Raw genomic sequence first — 12,838 nt, 5'->3', positions numbered from 1 at the left:
AGAGGCCACCCCGTGACCGACCCAGCAGTAACCTCTCAGGAGGGCACGCTAGGTCATGTCTGCTAATCAGAATTCTTTATCCCCACCTCGTCTTAGTGAAGCCGAGACCACTTCGTGCTTACCGCCTGCACAGCAATGCACCCCGAAGATTTGGAAGCCGGATCAGGTGCTCACGCAGAAAAAAGAGCAAGAGGCGCAGAATGACGATCTGGATCGTCCATATCCGCCGATTACTTACAAGTATGACTCCGCATCTTCCAAGAAAACAAGAAGCACTGTCACATGGTGTCGCACTCTGTGCCCCTTCGAGCCTGATCCTCTATCCCGTCACATCGTCGAAGCAACCTTCGGACAAGGTGCTATCGTGGAGACATTACCAATCGCCGGCCATACAGCGGTAAGATTATACGAAGCAGCATTCGAGGTGACGAACGGAGAAGGGACACAACGTCAGGGTGCGGCAAGCCTGGTCATCAGTGTTGACACAGAGTACCAGCAGTGGGGGCATGAGAATATAGCACTCTCTTATCAGGTAACAGCCGCACATAAATCAGGACGACTGATCCAATTCATCGTATTCCCGATGCTAGGGCAACGTATTTCTTTCGGTTCATTACCAGATTTTTCCATGCGTCTATTCGGGAAACATTCCCGTTGCCGCGAGACAGTTCTGACAATCGCCCATTTTAACGCTGCCGAATGGACGATGTTTGCGGATCGTGACGAGCTTGCGCCATTTTTGGATGGCGTTCGGAAATCGGTGGTGACGTTGCTGGCCCCCTTCATAGCCAGAACTTACGACCCAGCGACCCGTAACCCGCGCGTTTTTACCTGCAGCTTTGTAGATACGATCCTGATCTCGCCAGCAGGCAACGGGTCGCTTGCCGAATGGGGCCATTTGCTGAATCACGAAAAATTCGTTTTACCATCAGGAAAAATAGAAAAAATGAAGAATTTTCTAAAAGACAACAGACTGGGCTTCATCGATTACGCGATAAGGGATACAGAGGTTTGCCTGTTGGCACTTGGCCACTTTATCAAATGGTGTAGCAAACAGAGTTATTCCCATCGCGGATTTAAAGCAGGCATTACACTGGGAGGCACGAGCGTCAATCTGTATACAGCGTTTGAAGGAGGACCGGAGTTACTGGATAAAATGACCGGCATGGAGAAAAGGCAAATCAGGACGGACTGGGGGTACACCAAATGGGTAAAAGAGCCATGTGATGCACGTGTGATCCACGATCCCCTCGCGGCAAGATGCTACCACGGGGGCTTGAACGTCGCATACGTGCACGGTGAGAGGAAGGCACCGCCGGGATACGCAGTCTATGATATAGACTTGAGTGGCGCCTACGCTAGTGCGATGGCCTGCCTCCTCTGTCCCACCTTCCAGATCACACGCGCCATGCGGGTCGATGAAATTGTAGAAGCTGTCGAGGCCGGGCACCACGTTGTCGCACGTGTAAAGTTCCAGTTCCCTAGCGATTGCAAGCATCCATGCTTGCCAATCTCCACCAAAAACGGACTGATTTATGTATTGAAGGGAGTCTCCTTCTGCACAGGACACGAAATCATAACAGCCATCGGCTTGGGGGGCGCAGATTGAGATTATCAACGCCGACATCTGGCATGTGAAGAATAAGCCTATGTTCGCGAGATACATCGGGAGCATAGTAAGAGAACGGTCGAAATACGAGAAAAAGACGCTGGAAAACTTACTTTACAAGGAAATGATCAATTCACTCTATGGTAAAATCGCACAAGGGATAAAGCACAGAAAAATCAGCAATTTTTCAATACCTGAGGACGGTCCACGCATGCTGGAAGCGTCCGCGATTACCCTCCCGATCATCGCCGCGGAAATCACAGGGCTCATCCGTGCAGCCTTGTTCGAACTTAACGCCCTCTGGCGTGCCGACGGCGTTAAAATTACATCCACGACAACCGACGGCAGCCTCGTCGTGGCACCTGTAGGCTATAATTTTAACACCGTAGCTACACGCTCACCAGCGGCGGCCCGATTGCAGACAGGGCGAGACACCGCAGGGATCACCGGAGACCTCCTTGAAATAAAGGCAATAGGATCATCATTAACTGTTTATCGGACAAGGGCGAACGTCGTGTACGATCAGGATGGAAAATGCGTGTCGAAAGCTGGCGCATCGATGAAATTCCAAAGCAAAAATCTGGACGATATCGCAGCGGAAATGCGCAGCATCGCGGCACACGACAAAATAGAAACCCGGGAATCAACACAACTGACATCGGCCTTCGCGGCCAGAACGCGTAAAGCTCGCGATCTCGTATCGATATCGATCCATAAAAAGGAACATCTCGACTATGACTATAAACGCCAACTCGGCAGAGATGGTGAGACGACACCATTTACGACTATCGAAAAACACGACAAGAACCGTGAAATCGTTGATAAACTACATAAACAGCAGGTGCGCGCGACACCCGAAGCAATAGCGCTCAAGGCCTCCGGCACACGCATGCGACGCGACCATCAAAACGATGTCGAAACGACAACCATCTACCGCGCGATCCGGCGACTGGCTGCAAAAGGTATTGGCGGGTGGCAATGGGACAAGACCCATCCAGCATTTGACGTTGACCGTTTCGTGAAAGCGCAAGACGCAAAGAGGCCCCCAATCCGACTACCAGTCGAGGCAGCCGATACAGTATTCAGGATCGCGGCGGCACAGGCCGAAAACTATATTGACGCCACCCTAATGCTTGAGGCTGCCATTCCGTGCGCCAAGACGCATCTCCAAAACCCCGAAGCAGTATTCGCGTCTGTGAAATCCAAGGACCTTCAACACGCCAACGATGCACCTATTAAGATTAAAAACACGAAATCTAACGAACAGTCGTGAGCATGTTGACGCAAGTTGCGAGGTAACGGGGTAAAAAGTGACGAAAATTAGAGATTTTCGTCACTCCAAAAATAAGATGTTAGAAAATCTTCTTGATATAATCAGGAACAAATAAAATGTTGACAAACCGGCACAGGGGGACCCCCAATGTCTGGCACGCAGCGTTGCAGCCACGGATGACACTCCCTTCGCCTATAGCCTCCTGGTGTCGCCCCGTCAAAATAAACTGGTTTCCAAGCCTCTGTGGCCAGTCTCCCATGTTTTTCGTGTATTGGATCGGAGAAGCACATTGGACGCCTGTAGCCTGCTTAAAACGGCCTATATGCAATATAATATTTAGGGTTAATTCCCGGCAACATATACAACAATTAGGTGCACTGACCTGATTACTGAAATGCAAGAGAGAATGGCCTCCCCAAAGCGTGGTTCACAAAACCATAGATGCCATTCCTGCTCTGACTACCAGCCGATACGATTACACTTCACTTGTATAAACGAATGTAATACATATGTTCATACAAAAAAAAGAGGGTTCTTTCATGTCGGCTGTTACATTTCGGGTAGATGAAACACTGAAGGCGGCTGCCGTTGAGAAACTATCGGCGCAAGGTATCTCTCTTTCTGATGCATTGCGGGATACTCTGGCCTACATCGCAGAAACCGGCCGGTCCCCCGTTAAACGTCAGCTTGTCACGGATGAGGATGCCCACCTCCTCGAAATTGTTCGTGAACGCCTCAAAAACCCTGCCCCAAAACACCTGATGACTTTTGCAGAGCTGAAGAACCGTCATCGCGAATGAAAGAGTATTCGCTTGAATTCGATGAGAGGGCATTGAGAGAATAGGATACGCTCGACGGGAGTGTCCGCAAGAAATTTGAAAAGAAGCTGGAAAAATTAATCTGGAATCCTCACTTCCGAGGAAATGAACTTCATCGTGACTTAGCAGGATTTTATAAAATCAAGCTTCTTAAAGACGGGTACCGACTTGTCTATCAGGTCATAGACGAACGTATCGTCATTTATGTGATTGCCGTTGGCCGAAGAGCCGATAATGAAATTTATGAATTAGCAACAAAACGGACAGACTGAAATTTTTGCTTCCATTACACGTCTGTTTTCGCCGTCATGGCGGACCTCGTTACAAATTTTGGGAAAACCAAAAAGCAGACATGAGAACATGTCTCATCTGATTGGTCGGCTCAGTAAATCCCAACTGTCTTCAAAATTGCTGATGTCGGAGCAGATAGGTCCATGCCTTGTGTAGGACGGGTTAACCGCCGACGCGTTGTGCCTAGTTGTTTCAAGGGGAGAGAGAAGCAGTCAAAAATCCCAAGACGAGATTTTGAGCAACAAATTTGAGTTTACACCAAAAAAAGGCATTATCAATCTTCTATAGCAGCCTGTGAGCTATACCTCGCCGGGTTGCAAATTGTTTGTTAAAGTTGATTTCAATATCCCTCTGCTGTCTGGATTATCCGGTTTGATGCAACACGACTTCTTCCTCCGCCCCGTCATCAACTCCCCTTATGGATATCCGGCGCGTCACTGGGCACTGGACGAACATGGGCAGCCAACCGGAACCCTTGTAGAATCGCGGCGAGCGGCGGAGTTCATCACTCCGGTCCCCAAACCCAAGAAAACCAAGGCGACAGCGGCTCAGCCCAGTCTGACCTATACCGACACTGAGGGGCTTTCCACCGAAGAGCAGGAATACAATCATAGTCGCCTTATTAATGAGGTCCGTTCTGCCGTAGATGCATGGCGGCAGCTTCCTAACCCGGACCAGTGGGGCGTGACGCCTGAAACCGCACGGCTGCTTCGTCATTGGCGGCACCATAATTTCAGCGGAATCAAACCCTTTTTCTGCCAGATCGAGGCAGTCGAAACAGCAATCTGGTTGACTGAGGTCGCGCCCAAGTTGGGCAATCGGGGCGTGCGTTTCATCACGCACCTCAAACAGGCCAACGAGGGCGCCAATCCCGGACTGTCCCGCCTTGCGCTCAAGCTTGCCACCGGTGCCGGCAAGACGACCGTCATGGCTCTACTGATCGCGTGGCAAACCGTGAACGCCGTCCGTCATCCAGGGAGCAAACTATTTTCATCAGGCTTCCTGATCGTAGCCCCCGGCATCACAATCAAGGACCGGCTGCGTGTCCTGCTCCCCAACGATCCGGACAGTTATTATCGGTCACGCGAAATCGTTCCGCTCGACATGCTGCCGGACGTGATGAAGGCCCGGATCGTCATTACCAACTATCACGCCTTCAAACTGCGTGAGCGGCTGGATATTGCGAAAGGTACACGGACGGTTCTGGAAGGCTGGCGCGAAGAGACCGTCCAGACGCTGGAAACGGAAGGCCAGATGCTCCAGCGCGTCATGCCCGAACTGATGGGTCTCAAACGTGTCGTCGTGCTCAATGATGAAGCACATCACTGCTATCGCGAGAAGCCGACAACGGATGAGGAAGGGGCACTCAAAGGCGACGACAAGGCTGAAGCCGATGAGAACAACAAGGCTGCCCGGCTCTGGCTCTCCGGCCTTGAGATCGTGCAGCGTAAGCTTGGCATCACAACGATCTTCGATCTCTCCGCAACACCATTCTTTCTGCGCGGCTCAGGGTATGCAGAAGGCACACTCTTCCCGTGGACGATGAGTGATTTTTCCCTCATGGACGCCATCGAATGCGGGATCGTAAAACTGCCCCGCGTCCCGATTTCCGACAACGTGCCCGGTAGCCGGATGCCGTTGCTGCGCAATCTGTGGGATAATATCGGCAAGGATATGCCCAAGAAAGGGCGCGGCAGCAGCGCTGTGGCTGACCCAGAAAAACTGCCGCATCTACTCTATGACGCGCTGGACGCGCTTTATGGACACTACCGCCAGGTCTTTGAACTTTGGGAGCAGCAAGGCATTGACGTGCCGCCGGTCTTCATCGTCGTCTGTAACAACACGACGACTTCCGAACTTGTCTATAAATACATATCCGGATGGAGCGAGGTTAACGAAGACGGCACCGAAACCGTCGTAAACAAAGGGCATTTCCCGCTCTTTGCCAATTACGACGAAAACCATCAGCGTCATTCCCGCCCGCGCACCATCCTGATCGACAGCGCCCAGCTTGAATCCGGGGAAGCTCTCGATCCCGGCTTCCGCGCCGCTGCATCCAATGAGATCGAACGATTCCGCCGCGACATTGCCGAACGTGAGGGTAACCCGCAGGCCACAGCCAAGATTGATGACGCGACCTTGTTGCGCGAAGTCATGAACACCGTTGGCAAGTCCGGCAAACTGGGCGCGCAGATCCGCTGCGTCGTCTCCGTCTCCATGCTTACCGAAGGGTGGGATGCGAATACCGTCACGCATATTCTTGGCGTCCGTGCTTTCGGTACACAGCTCCTGTGCGAACAGGTCGTGGGTCGCGCCCTGCGCCGCCAGTCCTATGAATTGAACGCAGAGGGCTTGTTAAACCCCGAATACGCCGACATCCTCGGCATCCCGTTTGACTTTACAGCAAAGCCCGTCGTTTCCGTCCCGGCTACCCCAAAACCGACCACGCATGTTCATGCTGTGCGTCCTGACCGAGATGCTCTGGAAATCATTTTTCCTCGTGTGGCGGCCTATCGTACAGAATTGCCCAGCCAGACAGCTAAAGCGGAATTCACCCCGGATTCTACATTGGAACTGACGCCGGATCTTGTTGGTCCGACAAACACCGAGAATGCGGGTATTATTGGCGAGAGTAACAATCTTACGCTTGCTGACATGAAAGATGCCCGTTCTTCCACCATTATCTTCAAGCTTGCGACCTATCTCATTACTCGAACCTATCGAGATGCGGGGGAAGACCCCCCTTTGCACCTCTTCGGCCCCATTCGTCGGATCGTTCGGGAATGGATAGACAGTCATCTCGTCTGCAAAGGCGGAACCTATCCTGCGCTCCTGCTTCGCCCTGATATTGCGGAGCGGGCAGCGGAGAAAATCAAGAATGCCATCACGCGCGCCAATATTGGAGAAAAGCCCGTCATCGTCGTGCCCGATCCTTTCGCGCCGATCGGCTCATCGGCCGATGTAAGTTTCGTTACAACAAAGACGACATGGAAAACCGATCCAAAGAAAAGTCATATCAACGTGGTCGTTTGCGACAGCGACTGGGAGGCGGAGTTCTGCCGTATAGTGGAGAAGAACTCTCACGTTTTGGCCTATGTAAAAAATCAGGGACTTGGCTTCGAAGTGCCTTACAATGATGGCCATGTTTCCCGCCATTACCGGCCCGACTTTATCGTCCGCATTAATGATGGAGAAGCAGATCCACTCAATCTGGTGGTCGAAATTAAGGGGTATCGAAAGGAAGACGCGAAAGCCAAGGCCGAGACAATGCGCACATTGTGGATTCCCGGTGTGAATCATCTAGGAACCTGTGGACGCTGGGCTTTTGTGGAATTCAAAGACGTTTTCGAGATCGAAGACAAATTCAACGAATTGGTGGATCGCTTGCGTGCCGCCTCGACAACAAAGACAACAGAAGTGGCTTAAGAGAGCGAGACGATGACGGACACACGGAACAACGAATTCTTAGAAGCCCTTCGTGCTGAAGGTGGATCAGCCGCTAACGGCACTCTTCGCGAAAGACTGGGCTGGGACGAGAATGAGTATAGAGGCGTCAAAGACGCACTGCTTGCTGACGGAATAATTGTGAGCGGACGTGGACGAGGTGGTTCGGTGCGTCTTGCCGGAGCTTCTGTCATCGAAACACCGAAAGCCGCGTCCAAAAATATGGTTACGACGGCTCAAGAAAAGGCAAAACCCGCGACAAAAGGGGCAAAAATCAAAACGCATGCTATAAGCAGCTATCGTCACGATGAAGCCACACGGCGGAATATCCCAACTGCCGAGTTTGAATCCATCATGGAGGCCGAGGACCGTAAGCCGAAGACGCTGCTCTATCCGCGCAATCCGGATCTTGACCCCCAACTTCTCTGGCGCGGGAAAGATGAACAGGATCGAGCAGCCCTCAGTGTGTCCGCGCCTCCCCTGTATATTCAGGAGAAAGTCCATCCGCAGGCGTTGATCGAAGACCTCAAACGCCAAAGCCGCGCACGGGTTGAGGATGATGCCCCTGATCTGTTCGGGGATTTTAACGGCCTGCCAGACAGTCAGGCGAAAACCGAATTCTACCGCCATGACCAACATTGGTCGAACCGTATGATCCTTGGCGATAGCCTACAGGTGATGGCCAGTCTCGCTGAACGCGAAGGTCTGCGCGGTAAGGTGCAGTGCATCTATTTCGATCCGCCTTACGGGATTAAGTTCAACTCGAACTTCCAGTGGAGCACTACCTCGCGTGACGTGAAGGACGGTAAGCTTGATCAGGTAACGCGCGAGCCCGAACAGGTGAAGGCATTTCGCGATACATGGCGAGATGGAATTCACTCTTATCTTACCTATTTGCGTGATCGCCTTACGGTTGCACGGGATTTGTTGACAGAGAGTGGAAGTGTTTTTGTTCAGATTGGGGATGAAAATATTCATCGTGTTCGAGTTGTCATGGATGAAGTATTTGGAGATGAAAATTTTATTAGCTTAATATCTCTTGGGAAAAACTCTGGATTTGGAGCGAATCTTCTCCCGACATCAAATGATTATATAATTTGGTATTCTATAAATAAGAATAAAATTAAGTACAGACAGATTTTTCTTGAGAAAACACCAAAGCAAGGCGCAACTGGTCTAACTAAAATTCTTTCTCCTAATGGATCTCTGCGGCCCGCTCGTAATGAAGAGCGGAATAATCCAGAGATTATTCAAGATGGTGAATTGGCAGGAGTAGGCGATTTAACTAAACCGGGGCCAGGATCAAGATATGATGTATTATTCCAAGGAAAAAAATATCGCTCGGAACCTAGGTGGTGGGGGACTACCGAAATTGGGATGAATCTACTTATAAAATCTGGACGAGTAGTGGGATCTGGAAAAGGACTAGGACAATTACGCCGTTTGCAAGATAACCCTGTATTTCCAATTTCAAATGTGTGGACTGATACTGTGGGACAAAACCAATTTGGTGGGGAAAAATTATATGTAGTTCAAACGGCATTATTACCAGTTGAGCGGTGCCTCCTTATGACAACCGACCCTGGTGACCTCGTACTTGATCCTACGTGCGGTTCTGGCACCACAGCTTACGTTGCTGAGCAATGGGGACGGCGCTGGATTACCATTGATACATCCCGTGTGGCGCTTGCGCTGGCTCGTTCGCGATTAATGGGTGCACGCTACCCTTATTATCTTCTTGCAGACAGTTCAGAAGGTCAGCGCAAGGAAGCGGAAATAACACGTTCTGTTCCAAAATCCCATCCCACACACGGTGATATCAGACATGGATTTGTTTACGAACGTGTACCGCATATCACACTGAAATCCATTGCTAACAATGCCGAGATCGACGTGATCTGGGACGATTTCCAGACTCAGTTGGAACCTCTGCGGGCAGAACTTAACAAAATACTTGGCCAGAGTTGGGAGGAATGGGAAATCCCGCGCGAAGCGGGTCAGGACTGGCCCGAAGCCGCGCGGAAAGCGCACGAAGCATGGTGGAAAAAGCGCATTGCCCGCCAGAAGGAAATTGACGCATCCATTGCTGCCAAGGCTGATACAGAATACCTTTTCGACAAGCCCTACGAAGACCGCTCGAAGGTCCGGGTGAGTGGACCGTTTACGGTTGAGTCCCTCTCGCCACACCGGATGTTGGCGGTCGGCACCGACGATCAGTTCTTCGATCCCGGCAAACCGACGGCGCCCTCGCGCGATCCATCCGTGCGTGATTTCGTCACCATGATCCTGACGACCCTGCGTGAAGCCGGTGTGCAGCAGGGTGACAAGCGCGAGCGTATCACTTTCACGTCGCTCGATGTCTGGCCGGGCAAGATGCTGTGTGCTGAAGGCCGCTTCATGGAGGGCGAGACCGAGCGACGGGCGGGTGTTCTGATTGGTCCGGAATTCGGCACGGTAACAAAGCCTGACCTGACCGCAGCAGCCCGTGAGGCCGGAGATGCGGGATTTGATATGCTGATCTCCTGCGCGTTTGCTTACGAAGCCAATGCATCTGAGTTCAACAGTCTTGGACGGCTGAAAGTCTTGCGAGCGCGGATGAACCCGGACCTGCATATGCAGACGGATTTGAAATCAAGCGGCAATCTGTTCGTCGTGTTTGGTGAGCCTGATATTGGCATTGAACGAACGGAAGATGGAGAAGTGCGTGTCCGCATCCACGGCGTGGACGTGTTCAAGCCTTCGACGGGGGAGGTTGTGTCGGGTGGGCCAGAGGATATTGCCCTGTGGATGATTGATACGGATTATAACGAGGAAAGCTTCTTTGTTCGTCATGCGTATTTCCTCGGTGCAAACGATCCTTACAAGGCACTGAAAACGACGCTGAAAGCGGAAATCGACGAAGAAGCTTGGACAAGCCTGAACAGTGAGGTCTCGCGTCCGTTCCCGAAACCCGAGACCGGACGGATTGCCGTGAAGGTCATCAACCAGTTTGGCGATGAGGTGATGAAGGTGTTTGATATCTCATGACCGAGTTCCGTATTGCCGACACATTCACCGCGAGCCTTGCACGGCTCTCGGGACAGGAGCAGAAAGCCGCAAAAATTACGGCGCTGGATCTCCAACTTGATCCGATCGGCAAGGGACTGAGCTTCCACCGCATCGACCGCGCGAAGGACCCGCATTTCTGGTCCGTCCGCGTAAACAGGGATATCCGCCTGATCGTTCATCGCATGGCAGGTAGCTTAATGCTCGTCTGGGTGGATCATCACGACGACGCCTATCGTTGGGCGGAGAGACGGCGGATTGAGGTTCATCCAGCGACCGGCGCAATGCAGATGGTGGAAATCCGTGAACGGATTGAAGAACTGCCCATCCCTGTTCTGCGAGACAAGCGACTGTTCGCGGGACATGCGGAAGAGGAACTGCTTTCCTTTGGGGTGCCTACGGATTGGCTGGCGGATGTTTTGGCTGTCACTGATGAAGATGCCTTGCTTGATCTGCTCCCGCATTTGCCAGGTGAAGCTGCAGAAGCATTGATGGCGCTCGCAGTGGGCGAGCAACCATCTCCAATACGAGTGGAAAAAGAAGTCCAAGGCTTTGCTCATCCAGATGCGCAGCGTCGCTTCCGCGTGTTGCATGGAGTGGAGGAACTGCGCCGCGCATTGGATTATCCATGGGACAAATGGGCCATTTTCCTTCACCCTGCACAGCAGGCACTGGTCGAGCGGTCTTTCTCTGGGCCTGCGCGGGTAGTGGGTTCTGCCGGAACGGGAAAGACGATTGTCGCCTTGCATCGGGCTGTGCATCTGGCAAGAGTTCATCCGAACGAACGCGTCCTGCTCACAACTTTTTCCGGTCCGTTGGCACGTGCGTTGGCGACACGGGTGTCATTGTTAGTTTCGGATGACAGTGCGCTTGCCTCCCGGATTGACGTAAGTTGTCTGATGCAAACGGGGCTGAGGCTTTACACGACCTGACGGGGGAAAAGCCGCTCATAGCATCCTCAGCCGATATTCAGGAGCGGCTGACGCAGATCGCGAATGATGCAGCGGACAGCCGCTTTTCGCTTCCCTTTCTGTTCGGGGAATGGAGTGACGTCGTAGATGCGCGTCAGATCCGCGACTGGGAAACCTATCGCACAGCGTCACGCTTGGGACGCAAGGCCCGCTTGGGTGAAAAGCAGCGTGCATCTCTCTGGACGTGTTTTGAAGCGTTACGGAAGTCACTTGGCCAAGACAGCTTGATGACCATGGCCGATGTGTTTCTGGTTCTGAACGACGCATTGCAGGCAGGACGACTGGCACCTCCTTATGGTTTTGTCATCGTGGACGAGGCGCAGGACCTGGATATTGCCGAAGCGCGTTTTCTTTCCGCTCTTGCTGGCGAAAGGGAAAACGGTTTGTTCTTTGCGGGTGATCTTGGCCAGCGGATTTTCCAGCAGCCTTTTTCATGGAAGGCAATGGGGATTGATGTTCGCGGCCGCTCGTCCACTTTAAAGATTAATTATCGTACCTCGCACCAAATTAGGACGCACGCAGACCAGCTACTCTCGCGATCAGTTTCGGATGCTGACGGTATTGCGGACGAACGGGCCGAGACGGTCTCTCTGTTCGATGGGCCAACGCCGATTGTTACCTTGTTTGATGATGCTAAGACAGAAGAGGCTGTGGCGGGACGCTGGATTGCCGAGCGCATGAAGGAAGGCTGTCTGCCGGAGGAGATCGCTGTTCTTGTTCGCTCCCGATCCGAGATCAACCGGGCGAAGGCTGCCGTTCGTGCAGCCAGAATAACGGCTACAATATTGGACGACACGCTCGTCCTCACGCCCGGTGCCGTTTCCATATTGCCGATGCACCTGGCAAAAGGGCTAGAATTCCGGGTTGTCGTGGTTATGGCGTGTGATGACGAGGTTATCCCGCTTCAATCGCGGATCGAGCAGATTGCAGATGAAGGTGAACTCGAAGAAGTTTACGCCACTGAGCGTCACCTTCTTTATGTGGCCTGCACGCGGGCGCGAGATGCGCTTTGGGTGTCGGGGGTAAAACCGGGATCAGAATTCCTAGATGATTTGGAGAGTCTTAAGTAATCAATTTTTCGTTTGAAGCGAAGGAGACTAATCAACGATGTCTGCTTGTTTGTAGTAGAATCTAAAAGCAGACCTTTCGCTCCCCCCCAATCAGCCTATCGACCCTCAAGAGAGACTTATAACAATATCCCTCCATATAGGCCTCACCCTGAACCGGCATTTGCCTTTCCCATAATGTTTAGCGTAGACATTTCACTATTCGAAACAAAGGGGAATTTCCCTGGGTAAAAGCCTATGGGCGACTACAATGTGCGGGTTCGAGTCCCGCAGTTCGCACCACTAACCTTTTGAAATATAACAGTAAAATGAGAATTTGA

7 protein-coding genes and 2 pseudogenes are annotated in these 12,838 nt (G+C 52.0%); all 9 read left to right on the top strand.

Features of this window, described 5'->3' with window-relative positions:
- The first annotated feature begins 55 nt into the window (after positions 1-55).
- Positions 56-1,609 carry a hypothetical protein gene (locus JCM25146_RS02345; protein WP_148298938.1) on the top strand — a complete coding sequence of 518 codons (1,554 nt, stop codon included), beginning with the start codon at positions 56-58 and terminating at the stop codon, positions 1,607-1,609.
- Between the two features lie 40 nt (positions 1,610-1,649).
- A pseudogene (locus tag JCM25146_RS24765) lies at positions 1,650-1,730 on the top strand (hypothetical protein); the annotation flags it as partial.
- A gap of 3 nt (positions 1,731-1,733) precedes the next feature.
- Positions 1,734-2,882, top strand: a complete 1,149-nt coding sequence (locus JCM25146_RS02340; RefSeq protein WP_159101942.1) for a hypothetical protein — start codon at positions 1,734-1,736, stop codon at positions 2,880-2,882.
- Between the two features lie 539 nt (positions 2,883-3,421).
- A complete protein-coding gene (locus tag JCM25146_RS02330) occupies positions 3,422-3,682 on the top strand; it encodes a type II toxin-antitoxin system RelB/DinJ family antitoxin (protein WP_025825592.1) in 261 nt (86 codons plus the stop codon).
- A pseudogene (locus JCM25146_RS21120) lies at positions 3,679-3,972 on the top strand (type II toxin-antitoxin system RelE family toxin). The gene JCM25146_RS02330 and the pseudogene JCM25146_RS21120 overlap by 4 nt, the downstream one beginning before the upstream one ends.
- 394 nt (positions 3,973-4,366) lie before the next feature.
- On the top strand, positions 4,367-7,417 hold the full coding sequence (locus JCM25146_RS02325) for a BPTD_3080 family restriction endonuclease (RefSeq protein WP_025825590.1): 3,051 nt from the start codon (positions 4,367-4,369) through the stop codon (positions 7,415-7,417).
- A gap of 12 nt (positions 7,418-7,429) precedes the next feature.
- A complete protein-coding gene (locus tag JCM25146_RS02320; protein ID WP_025825588.1) occupies positions 7,430-10,462 on the top strand; it encodes a site-specific DNA-methyltransferase in 3,033 nt (1,010 codons plus the stop codon).
- Positions 10,459-11,412: a UvrD-helicase domain-containing protein gene (locus JCM25146_RS23270; protein ID WP_242400860.1), complete on the top strand. Its 954-nt coding sequence runs from the start codon at positions 10,459-10,461 to the stop codon at positions 11,410-11,412. The genes JCM25146_RS02320 and JCM25146_RS23270 overlap by 4 nt, the downstream gene beginning before the upstream one ends.
- On the top strand, positions 11,373-12,521 hold the full coding sequence (locus JCM25146_RS23265; protein ID WP_242400859.1) for a 3'-5' exonuclease: 1,149 nt from the start codon (positions 11,373-11,375) through the stop codon (positions 12,519-12,521). The genes JCM25146_RS23270 and JCM25146_RS23265 overlap by 40 nt, the downstream gene beginning before the upstream one ends.
- The last annotated feature ends 317 nt before the right edge of the window (positions 12,522-12,838 follow it).

The organism is Acetobacter okinawensis JCM 25146 (genome assembly GCF_000613865.1).
GTDB classification, from domain to species: domain Bacteria; phylum Pseudomonadota; class Alphaproteobacteria; order Acetobacterales; family Acetobacteraceae; genus Acetobacter; species Acetobacter okinawensis.
The sequence above is the reverse complement of the archived record's forward strand: the minus strand, read 5'-3'. Positions and strand labels throughout refer to the sequence as shown.